3 protein-coding genes are annotated in these 18378 nt (G+C 53.2%); all 3 read left to right on the top strand.

Translation table 11 applies throughout. The features are described 5' to 3' along the window. Position 1: 1 nt before the first annotated feature. The 3 genes from B212_RS0119425 to B212_RS31930 are packed head-to-tail and all read left to right on the top strand — an operon-like array spanning position 2 to position 18367. A complete protein-coding gene (locus tag B212_RS0119425) occupies positions 2 to 1168 on the top strand; it encodes an acyl-CoA dehydrogenase family protein (RefSeq protein ID WP_019912677.1) in 1167 nt (388 codons plus the stop codon). Continuing rightward, complete coding sequence (locus B212_RS31935; RefSeq protein ID WP_019912676.1) at positions 1165 to 13704, top strand: hybrid non-ribosomal peptide synthetase/type I polyketide synthase; 12540 nt, start codon at positions 1165 to 1167, stop codon at positions 13702 to 13704. The genes B212_RS0119425 and B212_RS31935 overlap by 4 nt, the downstream gene beginning before the upstream one ends. After that, the gene (locus tag B212_RS31930; protein ID WP_019912675.1) at positions 13697 to 18367 is read left to right on the top strand and encodes a type I polyketide synthase; all 4671 of its coding nucleotides are present in this window, start codon (positions 13697 to 13699) and stop codon (positions 18365 to 18367) included. Before B212_RS31935 ends, B212_RS31930 begins: the two co-directional genes overlap by 8 nt. The last annotated feature ends 11 nt before the right edge of the window (positions 18368 to 18378 follow it).

Genomic DNA, 18378 nt, shown 5'->3' with positions numbered 1-18378 from the left:
AATGGCAATGACTAGGGATATTTCACACAGCATTCTGGAAGAAGTGAAGCAGTTTGTCGAGGAAGATATCCGGCCCTTCGCGGCTGACTTTGAAGCACAGCAGGCATTGCCCCGGGAGTTAATCCGGAAGATGGGGCAACAAGGGTATCTGGCCGCGAGCTTCCCTGAGAAGTTCGGGGGGCTTCAGTTGGACCCGCTTGAATATGGCAGTCTGGTTGAAGAGATCGGCAAAGGAGCCTTGTCCGCCGCCATGCTTCTTACGGTAAGCACAGGTTTGGTAGGCGAGACGCTCATCCGTTGGGGAACGAACTACCAACAAGAGAAGTATGTGCTGCCCATTGCCAGAGGTGAAAAGATTGGCGCTTTTGCGTTGACCGAGCCGGGCGTAGGCAGCGGAGCGAAGGATGTTGAGAGCGCTTACGTTAAAGTTGGGGAGAACTACCGGATTACTGGCCGGAAAAAATGGATATCCTTCGGCGAAATCGCTGATTTCTTTATCGTTATTGCTGCCGAGCAATCGAACAAGGCCGTCAGTGCTTTTCTCGTGGACCGCAATCTGGAAGGCGTGAAAATATCAAAAATGAAAGGGCTGCTGTCGTGCGCTGCCTCACAGCTAGCTGACATCGAGCTTACCGAGGTTGAGGTCGGACCGGAAATGATGGTTGGCAAGGAAGGGATGGGTTTTGCGGGCATCGCCAATTTTGCCTTGGACTATGGCCGCTTCAACGTAGCATGGATGGGTGTAGGTTTGGCGCAGGAGGCCTTGGATGTGATGGTTACTTATGCCAGAAAAAGAAGCCAGTCCGGGCAAAAAATCTTTCACCATCAGCTCATCAAGGGCATTATCGGAGATAATGTCACGAATATTATGGCTGCACGCTCGTTGTGCAAGGAGGCCGCTCGGCTGAGAATAGAGAATCACCCGGATGCTGCCATCCAAACGACAGCGGCCAAATATTTCTCGTCCACCGTTGCCAACAAGGCAGCCGCCGATGCGATTCAGGTTCTCGGAGCCAATGGATGCAGCAGACGGTTTCCGGTGGAACGTCTGTTCAGAGAAGCAAAAGTCCTTGAAATCATTGAAGGGACTTCACAGCTTCAGCAGCAGATCATCGCCTTGTATGGCGCAAATAAATATTATCAGCCAAAAAGGATCAAGGGAATATGAATAAATTGGCTGCAAATCAAGTGAGTGACATCCTCTCGCTTAGCTCGATGCAGGAAGGGATGCTTTTTCATTATTTGAAAGAGCCCGGCAGTACCCTGTATTTCGAACAGGTGAGTTTGCACATTGCATCCCGGGTTGATCTCTCCGCTTTTGAAGCGGCATGGCGGCATGTTGTCTCCAGCAATGAGATGCTCCGGGCGGTTTTTCGCTGGGAAGGCGTTAAAGAGCCCGTGCAGATTATTCTCAAAGAGCGGCCCCAATTCCTGCAAATTATTCATGCTTCTTCTCAGAGCACAGATGAACGCAGTGTATTTATTTCACAAGCTTTGGAGGATGACAGGAACAGCGGGTTTGATCTGACGGAAGGGGCTTTTCGTGTCTGTCTGTACGCATTTGCTGAAGCCGACTATCAGTTGATTCTGAGCCATCATCATATTTTGTTCGACGGGTGGAGTACAGGAATTATCCTGAATGACTTCATGGAAGCCTATCAGCTTTACCTGAATCATCAGCAGCCATCCGCTGCACCCAAGAAGAGATATAAGGAATTTATCGGGCGGACCCGAAACAAGGACAAGGCAGAGCAGGAAAAATTCTGGACCGGATATTTGCAGGATGTTAATCCTGTATGGCTGCAGGATATTCTTCCGGCCAGTTCATCCGGGAATCAGGCGAAGGGGAATAAGCAGCTTCGTATGGAGTTGCCCCTTGCTCTCTATGAAGAGATAAAGCAGGAGGGGAAATACTCGGTAAGCTGTTACCTTTACGCAGCATGGGCAATCCTTCAAGCTTTTTATACCGACAGCAGGGACATTGTGTTTGGCACAACCATTTCCGGCCGGGAAGAGGCGAACCATGCATGGGAAGATACGGTCGGCTTATTTATCAACACGTTGCCGCTCAGGCTTAGGATTGAACCGGAAGAAACCTTCAAGGGTCTTCTGGAGAAAGTATTTGCATCTCTGAATGCAAGACAGCAGTATGGCTCCACACCGCTCAGGGATATCAAACGATACAGCGAAATGCATTTTGAGAAAGAATTATTTGATACGATTCTGGTGATCGAGAATTATCCTTTGCAGAATAACCTGAACAGTCGGAATATGATGATTGATTCCTTCTCATATAGAGAGGAAACCAGCTATCCTCTGTCCATTTCTATTACATTGTGGAATTCCATTGAATTCGTTGCGGATTATAACAGCCAAATGTATAGTGAGTCATTTGTGAATGAGGCAGCCTCCCGTTATCAGTTGATCCTGTCTTCCCTCGTTCAACATCCGGCGGCCTTAATTGCTGAAGCCGATTTTTTGTTTCCGGAAGAACAAAGGAGGCTGCTGCAGGAATTTACGAATACGGAAGTTGTGGTTCCAACCGAGAAAACTATTCATCAGCTATTTGAAGAGCAAGCGGACAAGGAGCCTAACCGGATTGGGCTGCGTTATGCAGGTCAGGTCTATACCTACCGGCATATCAATGAACAAGCCAATCAGTTGGCGAATTGTTTAATCGACAGGGGGATTAAACCTAACCAATTGGTTGGCATCTGTATGGATAGACGGCCTGAGCTGCTGATAGCGATGCTTGGAATCTTGAAGTCCGGCGGAGCTTATGTACCAATAGATCCAACTCTGCCGGAGGAACGCATCGCAGCCATGGTACAGGACGGGCAGATCGAAGTAATTGTCACCGTCCAGAAGTACACGGATGCTATGATGGGCATGGATGGAAAGCAAGCGGTCCGCCTGACGCTCTTATGTATGGATCAAGACATGCTGCGGGGACATTACGGTTTGCTGGACATCGGCCGCTACTCCCGTGAAGCCTGCATACATCCTTCAACCCCGGAGGATCTTGCTTATGTGATCTATACGTCGGGATCAACCGGGACGCCCAAGGGCGTTATGGTCAGCCATGGAAACGTAGTGAATTTTATATATGGCATGGACAAAAGCATCGGGTTCCGGCATGACGATAAAATATTGGCGCTCACCACCTATTCCTTTGATATATTCGTCCTGGAATCGTTGCTGCCGCTTTGTTTGGGCATGAAGCTCGTGCTGGCTACCGATGGGGTACAGAAGGACCCCGATGCCATATTGCGGCTTATTGAACAAGAGTCCATTGATATTCTCCAAGCGACGCCATCACGTATGAGAATGCTTGTAAGCTCTTCCTTAGCCGGTTGTCTTCAGCAGCCGACAAAAATTCTGATCGGCGGAGAAGCCTTTCCCGAAGATCTGTACCAATCCTTGCGCGAGATCACGCAGCAGCAAATCTATAATGTGTACGGACCGTCGGAAACGACCGTCTGGTCTACCGTGCAGGAGCTTGAGGATACGCTGTCTATCGGGCAGCCCATTGCCAATACAGGCATTTATATTTTATCCAAAGACAAGCATCTGCGGCCCTTGGGTTATCCGGGAGAACTATGCATTTCCGGGAAAGGTGTGGCTAAAGGGTATCTTAACCAACCCGGGTTAACCGGCGAGAGGTTCATTACGAATCCCTATCAACGGGAGGAAAGGCTCTATTGTACCGGGGATTATGCGTATTGGCTGCCGGATGGAAGACTTCACTTCGTAGGAAGAAACGATGGTCAGGTCAAAGTCAGAGGACATCGCATCGAAATTGAAGGAGTAGAAAGCACAATAAAAAGCTATCCTGCGGTAAAAGATGTGGTGGTCATCGAAGTGAAAGAGGCCGGCGATTCGTCGCTGGCTGCTTATCTGGTGACAGGCGGCGAATTTGTGCGTGAGAATTTCCAAGCGTTTCTCAAGAGCAAGCTCCCGTATTACGCAGTGCCCGCTTATTTGTATCCAATCGACGAAATTCCGTATACGAGCAATCTAAAGGTGGACCGGAAAGCACTTGCCCTCATGAAAACCGGCCGCATGGTTCAGCCGGGAAAGCTGGTAGAGCCGCGCAGTAAGCTGGAAAATGAGGTTGCAGAGATCTGGAAAAAGGTACTGAAGATAGAGAGAGTCGGCATATTCAATCGCTTTTTTGATATAGGCGGCGACTCGGTGAAGGTCATTCATCTATGTAATGAATTAAAAACCCGCTTGAATATGGAGGTTTCGGTTCAAACCATCTTTGACTATCCGACGATCCATGATTTTGTCAGCTACTGCAATGAAGCAACGACAAAAGTGAGCGGAGAAGCCCCGCAGCGGCAGCAACCCGAAGCACCTAAGGTTTTCCAGACCCCAATCCCAGATATTCAAGACACGGATGTGGCTATTATTGGGATGGCCGGCCGCTTCCCCGGGGCCGCCGACAAGGAACAGTTCTGGAACAACCTGGTGAATGGAGAAGAAGCGATCAAATTTTACACCGACGAAGAATTGAAAGCGCTTGGAATTGACAGTGAGCTTCTGAACAATCCCAAGTATGTGAGGGCAAAAGGAAAGCTTGATGACAGCGACTGCTTCGATGCCGATTTCTTTGGGTATACCGTTGCGGAAGCCAAGTGGATGGACCCGCAGATTCGCTTGCTCCATGAGTGTGCCTGGCATGCGCTGGAGGATGCCGGATATGAAACGGAGTCCTACCCTGGAGCAATCGGACTGTACATCGGGTCTTCATATAACATCTATTGGGTACCCGAGAAGTTCAGCCCTTCCCTGTATGCCTCAGATCAATATCAAATCTATAACATGAACAGCAATTCGTTCGCTACGCTGATTGCCTATCGCATGAATCTGCGGGGACCGGCGATCACCGTCCAAACCGCCTGCTCCACCTCGCTTGTGGCTATTGACCGTGCCTGCAAGGACTTGCTCTTTGGCGATTGTGACATTGCGGTTGCGGGAGGCGCTGCCGTTACATTGCTTGACGAAATGGGCTATATCCACCAGGAAGGGATGGTCTTGTCCAAGGATGGACATTGCAGAGCTTTTGAGAAAAAGGCAACAGGCACCGTGACCGGCAACGGAGTAGGGCTGGTCGTCCTGAAGCGGTTGAAGAATGCTCTTGCCGACGGGGATCATATTTATTCCATTATCAAATCCACTGCTGTTAATAATGACGGAAACCGTAAAGCGGGTTACTCCGCTCCAAGCGCTGAAGGACAAGCAGCGGTTATCCAGAAGGCCATTCAGCGTTCCGGTATTGGCTCCGAACAGATTCATTATATTGAGGCGCACGGAACGGGAACTGTACTGGGTGATCCGGTAGAAATTGAAGGGCTAAAACGGGCGTTTAACACAACTAAGAAAAATTATTGCGGACTGGGCTCTGTCAAAACGAATATCGGACATTTGGAAGCTGCCGCTGGAATCGCAGGGCTGATGAAGACGTCCATGTCCCTACAAAAAAGAATGATTCCTGCCTCGCTCAACTGTGATGAGATCAATGCGCATATCGTATTGGAGGACTCCCCGTTTTATGTGAATACCCGGCTGCTTGATTTGCGAAATGAGGACAACTATCCGCTGCGGGCGGGTGTAAGCTCGTTTGGGCAAGGGGGAAGCAATGCGCATGTGATTCTAGAGGAAGCGCCGCAGGTGGACTCGGGTCCTGCCCATAGACGTTACGTCATCATGACCCTATCCGCTAAAACGGGGCCGGCGCTGAACAATTTGAAGGGTAAAGTAAGAGAGTCGTTCAAACGTAATCCCAGTGTGCATTTGGCCGATGCCGCGTATACGTTGAAGGTGGGACGAAAGAGTTTTGAACATCGGTCTGCATTTCTCTGCACCGAAACCAAAGAGGCCATAGATATTCTTACGGCCAAAGAGACAACCAAAAGATGGGATGGCGTTGTTTCAGAGCAAGCCCCATCCGTAGTATTCATGTTCTCGGGCCAAGGCGCAGAATATGTGAATATGGCCCAAGATCTCTATCGGCATGAGCCGGTTTTCCGGGACATACTGAATGAATGCTTGACAATTTTGCAGGAGATTTCCGGACTGTGTTATCGGGATTTTTTATTCCCGGATGACCGGGAGCAGCAAGCTGAAGACTATATCCACAGACAAAGCGTCTCCCAGCCTCTTCATTTGGCTCTGGAATATTCTTTGGCCCGGCTGCTGATGAATTGGCAGGTCGCGCCGCTGAGTATGATCGGGTACAGCATCGGAGAGTATGTGGCTGCGTGTTTGGCAGGTGTATTTTCCCTGCGGGATGCCTTGTTTCTGACCTATCGGCGGGGAGTCCTTATGGAGAAGCTGCCCGAAGGGCTCATGATTACGGTTCCGCTGGAGGAGGAGGCTTTGCTGCAAATGCTTCCATCCACTCTGTCGATTGCCGCTGTTAACGATGAGTCTTGTATTGTTTCTGGCAGCAAGGACAGTATTGCCGACTTTGAAGCTCTGCTCAAGAGCCGAAAAATAATCAGCATGAGATTACCCATTTCACACGCGGGTCATTCCCAAATGCTGGATTCGATGATAAGTGAATTCAGAGAATGTGTTATGCAGGTGACCTGCAATCCGTCGGCTGTTCCTTTTGTATCCAGTGTAACCGGAGATGTAATTATGTCCGAAGAGGCAGCCAGTCCGGAGCATTGGGTGCGTCATTTGCGGGAGCCTGTGCGCTTTGCGGAAGGATTCAAGAAGCTTGCATCGCAAGAAAATACCCTGTTTATCGAGATCGGCCCGGGGCGGAATCTATGCACACTGGTTCAGCGCTTTATGCAGCCTGAACGTAATCAGAAGCTGCTTGATACCATACGGGTAGAGCGTAAAAACATAGCGGATGACGAGTATCTGTTAAGGGCGGTCGCCCAATTATGGGTATACGGAATCCATATGGACTGGAGCCGCTTTTACAGCAATGAGCAACGAAGAAGAGTTCCCCTGCCGGGCTACCCCTTTGAGAAGAAACGCTATTGGCTTCGGGATTTTCGCTATGCTGCGGAAAGTCCGGCCACTGAGGCCGGAGCGGGCGGGATGACATCTGGCCACCAGGAAGCGCCGGTGGAGTTGCAAGCAGGTCCGGTTCAAGCTGAGCCAAGTCCAACAAGCAGTGAGGCCACCAGTCTTATTCAGATCGCAACTGGTATCATCGGGGGCACAACTATTGGCGAAGATGATGATCTGTTCGAGCGGGGATTTGATTCGTTGAAGGTGATCTCTCTGATCTCAAAGATTGCAGACGTCTTCTGCGTTCACCTAACTATGCATGAGGTGTTCCAAAACCCGACAATCAGGGAACTGCTGCCAGTGATTCAGAGACAGGGACCCGGTCAAGCCGTCACCATTCCGAAAGCGGCGGAAGCAGAGCATTACCCGGTTTCCTCGCAGCAGAAAAGGCTGTATGCGCTACAGCAATTCGATGAGGACAGCATTGCCTACAATATCCCCGGAGTGTTTGTCCTGCGCGGCAAGCTGGACCGGGACCGGGTGCAAGCCGCGTGCGGCAGTCTGATCCGGCGCCATGAGGCGCTGCGGACAAGCTTTGAATTAATTGGTCAAGCGTTGGTGCAAAAGGTAGATCCTCACGCAGCGTCGGTCCTCGAATATGCCGATCTGCCGGGGGCCGAAATAGAAGAGACGCTGAAGGGCTTCGTGCAGCCGTTCCGGCTGGAGCAGGCTCCGCTGCTGCGGATACGGCTGGTGCGGGTGGAGAACGAATGCCATGTGCTGCAGATTGATATGCATCATATCATCTCGGACGGGCTGTCCATTGAGCTGCTGGTCAGGGACTTCCTGGCGTATTACGAGGGGCGGACGCTTGCGGAGCCCCGGATTCAGTACAAGGATTACGCCGTATGGCAGCAGAACAGAGATTTGGCCTTCTGGCAAGCGGAGCGGGTCTTTTGGCTGGATCAATACAAAGAGGGGTACGAGCTGCTGGATCTGCCAGCCGACTTCCGGCGTCCGCCGGTCAAGCAGTTTGCCGGGGCGTTTCTTCCGTTTGCCTGGAGCGAAGAAATCAGCGGCTCGCTGCAAGCGTTCTGCCAGACCCATCAGATCACGCCATACATGCTGCTGCTGGGCTGCTTCACCATTCTGCTCTCGAAATACAGCAGTCAACAAGAGATCTGGGTAGGCACACCGGTCGGCGGCCGGGTTGGCGTGGATACGGAAGATACGGTCGGGGTATTTGTCAATACGCTGGCCCTCCGCAGCCGCCCGGATGGAGCGAAGCCTGTGCTTGATTATCTGCAGGAGGTACGGGAGAATTGCCTGCATGCCTTTGACCACCAAGGGTATCCCTTCGAAGAGCTGGTGCAGGACATCGAGAAGGAACGGGATGTCAGCCGCAATCCCCTCTTCGACACCATGTTCACCTGGGAGCAGCGGGACCGGAGCCAACTGCATATCTCCGGTCTCCAGGTGCAGCGCTGGGATTTCCACAGCGGCATCGCCAAGTTCGATCTGATGCTGCAGGCCTGGGAAGAACAAGGGGAAATGGGCTTTGGCATCGAGTACGCCACCGCGCTGTTCAAGGACTCCACGATCCAGCGGATGGGAAGACATTATCAGCAGATCGTCAAGCAGGTTCTCCAGTCTCCCGGCCGGACCATCAGGGAGCTTAGCCTGCTCGGGGCAGAGGAAGCCGCGCAGATCCGGTACGGATTCAATCAGACCGAAGCCGGGTATGACCTTAGCCGGAGCATCATCGGGATGATCGAAGAACAAGCGCGGAAGAGGGGAGATGAAACGGCAGTTGTCTGGGAAGGGGAACGCCTGACCTACCGCGAGCTGAATGAGCGGGCCAATCAGGTTGCCCGCATGTTACAGGACCAGGGCTGCCGGCGGGAGGAGATCATCGGCCTTCTGGCGGAGCGCTCTCCGGCGATGATTATCGGCCTCCTGGGGATTGAGAAAGCGGGCTGTGCCTATCTCCCGCTGGACCCGAACTACCCGGCGGAACGGATCAGGTATTTGATCGAAGACAGCGGTCTGAAGCTCGTCTTGACCCAGACCGGCTTCGTGGACCGGGTGACTGCGCTGGGCGTAACCGCTTTGGATGTAGAAGCGGAGGCGGACTATGCCGGGTATGAGCGGGATAATGCAGCGCTGGACATCCTCCCTCAGCATTTGGCCTATGTGCTCTACACCTCGGGTTCGACAGGCCAACCCAAAGGGGTCATGTTGACCCACGGAGGCATGGCGAACCGTCTGCGCTGGATGGCGGAGGCGTACGGGATGGATGAGCAGGAGGTTGTTCTGCAAAAGACCACGTATACCTTTGACGTCTCGGTCTGGGAGCTGCTGCTCCCGCTGATGATCGGGGGAGTGGTCTGCCTGGCAAAGCCGGGCGGGGAAAAGGACCCGGATTATCTGTATCGGTTAATCAACGAGCAGGGGATAACGACGGTTCATTTCGTGCCTTCGATGCTGTCGGGATTTGTTCATGCGCTGCCGGAGAACGCGTCATTGGGGCCGTTGAAGCGCTGCATTTGCAGCGGGGAGGAGCTGACCCTTGAAGTGAAGGACCGGTTTTTCCGCACCCTTGAGGGAGTTGAGCTGCATAACCTGTATGGTCCCACCGAAGCGTCCATTGATGTCAGTTCCTATGAGGTACACCCGTCGGACCCTTCAATTCCGATCGGAAAGCCGGTGGCGAACACCCGCTTGTACATCGTATCCGAAGAAGGCGGGCTGGTCCCGGTGGGCATCCCGGGAGAACTGTGCATCGGGGGAGTGCAGGTGGCGAAGGGGTATCTCAACCGTCCGGAGCTCACGGCGGAGAGATTCAAGGCGCTGCCTTGGCTGCCGGAAGAACGGCTATATTTCACGGGAGACCTCGCCCGGTGGCGGGAGGATGGGAATATCGAGTATCTGGGAAGAAAGGATACCCAGATCAAGCTGCGGGGCTACCGGATCGAGCTGGGGGAGATCGAATCCGCCATCCAGAAATATGACAGCCGGATTGAAACGGCTGTCGTGGTGAGCCAGGGGAGACAGGCAGAGAACAAGGCGCTCTGCGGCTATTTTACAGCGAGAGAGCGAATCGGGACTGAGGGGCTGAAGGAATATTTGCGCCGGGAGTTGCCGGCGTATATGGTTCCGGTCTTGTATAAGCAGTTGGATGCGCTCCCCTTTACCTCCAGCGGAAAGGTTGATCGAAAAGCCTTGGCCGAAGCGGCTGTAGACCCTAGCAGTATGAAGCCGGTAACAGAGGTTATCTCCAGTAAGGAAGGACAAATGCTGGAGACCATGTTCAGAGAGACACTGGGCTGCGGGAATATATCTCCGTCGGACAGCTTCTTTGAATTGGGCGGCAATTCTCTTGCTGCAATCGTATTGAAAGCCAGAATATCCGAAGCCTTTCATGTTAATGTGACTATCCTTGAAATCTTTGAAAACCCGACAATCAGGGAACTGCTGCCAGTGGTTCAGAGACAGGGACCCGGTCAAGCCGTCACCATTCCGAAAGCGGCGGAAGCAGAGCATTACCCGGTTTCCTCGCAGCAGAAAAGGCTGTATGCGCTACAGCAATTCGATGAGGCCAGCATTGCCTACAATATCCCCGGGGTATTTGTCCTGCGCGGCAAGCTGGACCGGGACCGGGTGCAAGCCGCATGCGACAGTCTGACCCGGCGCCATGAGGCGCTGCGGACAAGCTTTGAATTGATTGGACAAGCATTGGTGCAAAAGGTAAATCCTCATGCGGCGTCGGTCCTCGAATATGCCGATCTGCCGGGGGCTGAAATAGAAGAGACGCTGAAGGGCTTCGTGCAGCCGTTCCGGCTGGAGCAGGCTCCGCTGCTGCGGATACGGCTGGTGCGGGTGGAGGACGAATGCCATGTGCTGCAGATTGATATGCATCATATCATCTCGGACGGGCTGTCCATTGAGCTGCTGGTCAGAGACTTCCTGGCGTATTACGAGGGACGGACGCTTGCGGAGCCCCGGATTCAGTACAAGGATTACGCCGTATGGCAGCAGAACAGAGATTCGGCCTTCTGGCAAGCGGAGCGGGTCTTTTGGCTGGATCAATACAAAGAGGGGTACGAGCTGCTGGACCTGCCAGCCGACTTCCGGCGTCCGCCGGTCAAGCAGTTTGCCGGGTCGCTTCTTCCGTTTGCCTGGAGCGAAGAAATCAGCGGCTCGCTGCAAGCGTTCTGCCAGACCCATCAGATCACGCCATACATGCTGCTGCTGGGCTGCTTCACCATTCTGCTCTCGAAATACAGCAGTCAACAAGAGATCTGGGTAGGCACACCGGTCGGCGGCCGGGTTGGCGTGGATACGGAAGACACAGTCGGGGTATTTGTCAATACGCTGGCCCTCCGCAGCCGCCCGGATGGGGCAAAGTCTGTGCTTGATTATCTGCAGGAGGTACGGGAGAATTGCCTGCATGCCTTTGACCACCAAGGGTATCCCTTCGAAGAGCTGGTGCAGGACATCGAGAAGGAACGGGATGTCAGCCGCAATCCCCTCTTCGACACCATGTTCACCTGGGAGCAGCGGGACCGGAGCCAACTGCATATCTCCGGTCTCCAGGTGCAGCGCTGGGATTTCCACAGCGGCATCGCCAAGTTCGACCTGATGCTGCAGGCCTGGGAAGAACAAGGGGAAATGGGCTTTGGCATCGAGTACGCCACCGCGCTGTTCAAGGACTCCACGATCCAGCGGATGGGAAGACATTATCAGCAGATCGTCAAGCAGGTTCTCCAGTCTCCCGGCCGGACCATCAGGGAGCTTAGCTTGCTCGGGGCAGAGGAAGCGGCGCAGATCCAGTACGGATTCAATCAGACCGAAGCCGGGTATGACCTTAGCCGGAGCATCATCGGGATGATCGAAGAACAAGCGGGGAAGAGGGGAGATGAAACGGCAGTTGTCTGGGAAGGGGAACGCCTGACCTACCGCGAGCTGAATGAGCGGGCCAACCAGGTTGCCCGCATGTTACAGGACCAGGGCTGCCGGCGGGAGGAGATCATCGGCCTCCTGGCGGAGCGCTCTCCGGCGATGATTATCGGCCTCCTGGGAATTGAGAAAGCGGGCTGTGCCTATCTCCCGCTGGACCCGAACTACCCGGCGGAACGGATCAGGTATTTAATCGAAGACAGCGGTCTGAAGCTCGTCTTGACCCAGACCGGCTTCGTGGACCGGGTGACTGCGCTGGGCGTAACCGCTTTGGATGTAGAAGCGGAGGCGGATTATGCCGGGTATGAGCGGGATAATGCTGCGCTGGACATCCTTCCTCAGCATTTGGCCTATGTGCTCTACACCTCGGGTTCGACGGGCCAACCCAAAGGGGTCATGCTGACCCACGGGGGACTGGCGAACCGTCTGCGCTGGATGGCGGAGGCGTACGGGATGGATGAGCAGGAGGTTGTTCTGCAAAAGACCACGTATACCTTTGACGTCTCGGTCTGGGAGCTGCTGCTCCCGCTGATGATCGGGGGAGTGGTCTGTATGGCAAAGCCGGGCGGGGAAAAGGACCCGGATTATCTGTATCGGTTAATCAACGAGCAGGGGATAACGACGGTTCATTTCGTGCCTTCGATGCTGTCGGGATTTGTTCATGCGCTGCCGGAGAACGCGTCATTGGGGCCGTTGAAGCGCTGCATTTGCAGCGGGGAGGAGCTGACCCTTGAAGTGAAGGACCGGTTTTTCCGCACCCTTGAGGGAGTTGAGCTGCATAACCTGTATGGTCCCACCGAAGCGTCCATTGATGTCAGTTCCTATGAGGTACACCCGTCGGACCCTTCAATTCCGATCGGAAAGCCGGTGGCGAACACCCGCTTGTACATCGTATCCGAAGAAGGCGGGCTGGTCCCGGTGGGCATCCCGGGAGAACTGTGCATCGGGGGAGTGCAGGTGGCGAAGGGGTATCTCAACCGTCCGGAGCTCACGGCGGAGAGATTCAAGGCGCTGCCTTGGCTGCCGGAAGAACGGCTATATTTCACGGGAGACCTCGCCCGGTGGCGGGAGGATGGGAATATCGAGTATCTGGGAAGAAAGGATACCCAGATCAAGCTGCGGGGCTACCGGATCGAGCTGGGGGAGATCGAATCCGCCATCCAGAAATATGACAGCCGGATTGAAACGGCTGTCGTGGTGAGCCAGGGGAGACAGGCAGAGAACAAGGCGCTTTGCGGCTATTTTACAGCAAGAGAGCGAATCGGGACTGAGGGGCTGAAGGACTATTTGCGCCGGGAGTTGCCGGCGTATATGGTTCCGGTCTTGTATAAGCAGTTGGATGCGCTCCCCTTTACCTCCAGCGGAAAGGTTGATCGAAAGACACTGTCCCAAATGGAAATACGTGTGGAGAAAGTGCGTTATGTTCACCCAAAAACCGGGTTGGAACAGCAAATGTCACAGCTCTGGAAAGAGGTTTTGCACATCGACAGGGTTGGTCTGCGTGACGACTTCTTCCAGATCGGAGGGGATTCCCTCAGTGTGATTATGCTGCATCAGCAGGTGAAGCAGCATGTAGACGCTGAAATCTCAATCGCCAATTTGTACCGGTACCGCACCATTGAAGCTTTTCTGGAATACCTGAGCCAAAAGAACAAGTTTCCTGCCCAGCACACTGCAAGCAATGCCGGACGAAAAGAGCTGTTGCTGCAAGGCAATGAGAAAAGGGCGCAAAGATTATCAAAACGAAAAGGGATAAACCGAGATGAGTAAACAAACAAACGGACTGGAGATTGCAGTCATTGGCATGTCGGCCAGATTTCCGGGTGCAGCGGACGTTCATACCTTCTGGAGCAATTTGGTGAACGGCAGGGAATCCATTACATTTTTCACTGCGGACGAATTGCTGGAGAGCGGGGTTGAACCGGCAGCGGTGTCCCACCCGGATTATGTCCCCGCCAAAGGTTATCTGGAGAAAAGTCATCAGTTTGACGCTTCCTTTTTCAACTATTCACCGCTGGAAGCCGAAGTGATGGACCCGCAGATTCGCATCTTTCATGAATGTGTCTGGGAAGCGCTGGAGGATGCCGGTTATTGTCCCGGCACGTACCCGGGCTTAATCGGATTATATGCGGGCGCGGCGGGCAGTCTCTATTGGCAGGCGCTCTCCCATGTATCGGATAGTGCCCGGCTGCTCGGTCCATTTACCGCGAACCAGCTCGCGAACAAGGATTATTTATCGACACTGATTTCCCACCGACTTAATCTAAAAGGGCCGAGTCTGACAATCAATACAGCCTGTTCAACCTCTCTCGTCACGATTCACCTTGCGGCTCAGGCGCTGCTGAACGGGGAATGTGATATTGCTCTGGCGGGCGGTGTGAGCATCACCATGCCGTTAAAATCCGGCTATCAGTATCAAGAGGGCATGATCTTGTCGCCAGATGGACACTGCAGGGCGTTCGATGCGGAGGGACAAGGCTCTGTTCCGGGGAATGGGGCCGGGGTGGTAGTCCTGAAGCGCTATGAGGAGGCTGTCCAAGACGGAGATCATATTTATGCCGTAATCAAGGGGTCAGCGATCAATAACGACGGAAACCGCAAAAGCGCCTACACCGCTCCAAGCGTGGAGGGGCAGGTCGAAGTCATACAAACGGCCCAGCAGTTGGCCGAGGTGGCTGCAGCGTCGATTCAATTTGTTGAGACCCACGGAACAGGCACGGTCCTGGGCGACCCGATTGAGCTGGAGGCGTTAAAAGCCGCTTTTGGAAGCAGTGCAGGTGTATGCCGGATCGGCTCGGTGAAGTCGAACATCGGACATCTCGATGCGGCGGCAGGTGTCGCCGGATTTATCAAGGCTGTGCTCAGTCTACAGCACAAAATGCTGCCGCCCACCCTGCACTATACCAAACTAAATCCCAAAATCAGCTTGGCGGATTCTCCCTTCGTGGTGAATGCCGGGCTGTTCGATTTATCGGATGAAGGCGACACGCTCAGAGCCGGGGTCAGCTCCTTTGGAATCGGTGGCACGAATGCACATATCGTTGTGGAAGAAGCTCCCTCACCGTCAAGGTCATCGAATGGAAGAGCTGCACAGCTCATTCTGATTTCTGCAAAAAGCAGAAGCGCCTTGGAACAGCACAGCAGCAATCTGGCGGCTTATCTCCGTGACCATCCTGAGGTGTCCTTGGCGGATTTGGCCTACACCCTGCAGGTCGGGAGAACAGATTTCGAACACCGGCAGTTTGTTGTGGTAAACCATGCGGGAGAGCTTTCGGAACTGCTGCAGCCATTGGGCAAAGAGCAGGGAAAGCCTTCACGGAAAATATTCACGAGTACCGTCGAACAGGAGAACAAGCCGATCGTATTCATGTTTCCGGGCCTGGGCAACCAATACGTGGATATGGGCCTTGGGCTATACCGCACGGAGCCTCTTTTTAAGCAAGAACTCGATAAATGTTTTGACCTGCTGGACCGCCACTTGGATTTCTCCATGAAGGCAATTCTCTTCCCGCAGGAAGCCCGGGAGGCTGCGGTTGAAAAGTTAAACCGGATTGATATCAGTCAAATCGTGGTCTTTATCTTTGAGTATGCCCTTGGCAAGTATCTAATGGAGCTTGGGATCAAGCCGAAATATATGATTGGCTATAGCTTTGGAGAATTCGCCGCCGCTTGTCTGGCCGGCGTTTTTGAGTTGGAAGATGGCCTTCGCGTGATTATTCGGAGAGGACAGATGATTAAGCAGACGGAGGAAGGCGCTATGCTCAGCGTTCCGATGACGGAGGAGGAGCTGCGGCCTCTACTTCCGCCTAACGTCTCCTTAAGTATTGTGAATGGCCCTTCTTGCGTCGTGGGCGGAACCCGAAAGGCAGTTGAACAGCTTGAGGAGCAACTGAAATCATTGCGGCACATCTGCATCCGCCTGGACACAGCTTATGCCCTTCATTCCGCAGTGATGGAGCCGATCAGGGATGCCTTTACGGAAGAAATGAAGCAAATTACTTTAACTCCGCCGCAGATTCCGTTTATTTCGAACATTAGCGGGAACTGGATTACCGATGAGGAAGCAACCGAACCGGGGTATTGGGGCAAGCAATTAACCGATTCGATCCGCTTTGCTGATGGCTTACAGGAAATATTGAAGCAAGAAGCGCTGACCTTCCTCGAAGTAGGTCCGGACCGGAACTTAAGTGCGCTTTTGAGATACTTTGTGCACCGCGATTCGCCGCATACGGTCCTTAATCTCATTCGAAATCCACAGGAGAAGGTGGAGGATCAGAACTACCTGTATACAAGGCTGGGCCAGTTATGGGGGGCGGGACACAGCATTGATTGGATGAAGCTCTATGCATATGAGAAAAGAAACCGGCTTGCCCTGCCGGCCTATCCGTTTGAACGGCAAACCTATGGGCTGGAGGGCAATCCGTTTGATATGCTGGAGGGTCAACAGAAGGGCAAGCATTCGCTCTTGCAAAAACTGCCGCACATGGAAGACTGGTTTTATCTCCCGCTCTGGCAGCAGAAGGAACTGCCACTGGGGGCCAGGCTGCCGGACCGGCAGAGCTGTCTTCTTTTTGCGAACGATGACTTCATCAGCAGAGAACTGCTGCAAACGTTATTGAGCGGTGGGCATCGCGTAATTCCAGTTTACCGCGGCCATGAATTCAGTATGAACGAGGAGTATGAATATACGATTCGCCCGGAATTGCTGACGGACTATCACAAGCTGTTTGCGGACCTGGAAGAAAAAAAGGTGGAGGTTGATAACCTGATTCATCTGTGGAGCCTGAAGAACCGGACTTCCGCGCATTTGGATGCTGCCGGATTTCATGACAGCCAAAAAAACGGGTTTTATAGTGTCACCTATATTGTCCAATGCCTCCATCAATTCAGCAGAAACAAGGTCGTTCGGATGGAGGTGGTAACGGACGGAGTCTTTTCTGTGACGGGGCAGGAAACGCTGCACCCGGAGAACGCCCCTTTGAATGGGCTCGGCTTGGTGATTCCGCAAGAAATGCAGCATATTCGGCACCTGATAGTAGATATTCAGTCTGCTTCTGCAGGAACAGAGGAAGAGGCTAAGCCGCTGGCCCGGATGCTGTTAGAGGAGCTGGGCGGTGAATATCGTGACCGGCAGGTTTCTTATCGGGCGTTCCGAAGATGGGTTCCAATCTATCAACCGGTCAAGCTGAAGCCACAGATCGTCAAGCCCGATCTATTTCGCAGTGGCGGTGTGTACGTTATCACTGGCGGAGCGGGCATGATCGGGTGGATTATCGCTGAGCATCTGGCGATACACTATCGCGCCTCCATTGCTGTTATTCAGCGCTCTTTCCCGGTGAGACAGGATTGGGACAAGTGGCTGACGGATCACCCTGAAGATGATCCCAGAAGCAGAACTATCCATGAAATGATGCAGGCCGAGAAGCTGGGAGCACACATTGCCATCTATCGCGCCGATGTAAGTGACTACTTGCAAATGGCGGACACCATTGAGGCTATCGAATGCGAGCTGGGAGGCATTCACGGTGTAATCCACTGTGCCGCGAACATGGGAGCAGAGTTTTTCAACCCGATTACCCAGTTAAATCAAGCGCTGTGCCAGACCATTTTCCAGCCGAAGGTTGACGGTTTGCTTGTTCTGGATAAGGTGCTGGAGGATAAAGAGCTTGATTTTTGTCTGCTCATGTCCTCAACGGCAGCGGTCCTGGGGGGCTATGGGTTTGCGGCCTACTCGGCGGCAAGTGCATTTATGGATACGTACACGAAGACAAGAAACAAGCATCGGCAGGTCAAATGGCAAACCGTCAATTGGGAAGCATGGAGGCGGGCGACGAAGGCAAAGGCAGGATATACATCCTCGATCGGTGACCTGGTAATGAGTCCGGAGGAGGGAATTGAGGCCCTGAAACGGGTGCTGTCGGCAGAAAGATTCCACCATCTTGTTCACTCTCCCGGCGTTTTGGATAAGAGACTGGCTGAGTGGGTGCACCTCCAGGGAATTTCCGAAGATCAGCCTGCGCCGTCCAGAGTTAGACAAAACAAACGGCAGCGCCCTGCGGCAATGGTTGAATACGAGGAGCCTTCCAACCATCTGGAGAAGCAAATCGCAGAGATTTGGGAGGAGTTCCTGGGAATCAAGGACATCAGCATCCATGATAACTTTTTTGAGCTGGGAGCTACGTCCTTGACACTGATACGGATCAAAGCGATTTTGGAAGACACGCTCAGCCTTCAAATTCCTATCGTTGATTTGTTTGCCAACCCGACCATCGCAGCGCTGGCCCAACGGATTGGGCAGGTTGTGAATGGCGGACAAGACAGACAGGAGGATACAAGGCTAAGCGGACTGGAAAGTGGAAGGTCCGGATTAACAAGACAATGGCAATTCAGAAAAGCTGCAGGGACCGATTCGGGTTCACACGATAAAGCTTGAAGGGAATTTAA

This window comes from Paenibacillus sp. HW567 (assembly GCF_000374185.1).
Lineage (GTDB): Bacteria > Bacillota > Bacilli > Paenibacillales > Paenibacillaceae > Paenibacillus_AQ.
Note: the sequence above shows the minus strand (reverse complement) of the source record. Positions and strands in the feature narration are given on the sequence as shown.

Coding starts and splice junctions, on each gene's coding strand:
- B212_RS31930 (WP_019912675.1), top strand. CDS start 13,697: ATGAGTAAACAAACAAACGGACTGGAGATTGCAGTCATTGGCATGTCG.
- B212_RS0119425 (WP_019912677.1), top strand. CDS start 2: ATGGCAATGACTAGGGATATTTCACACAGCATTCTGGAAGAAGTGAAG.
- B212_RS31935 (WP_019912676.1), top strand. CDS start 1,165: ATGAATAAATTGGCTGCAAATCAAGTGAGTGACATCCTCTCGCTTAGC.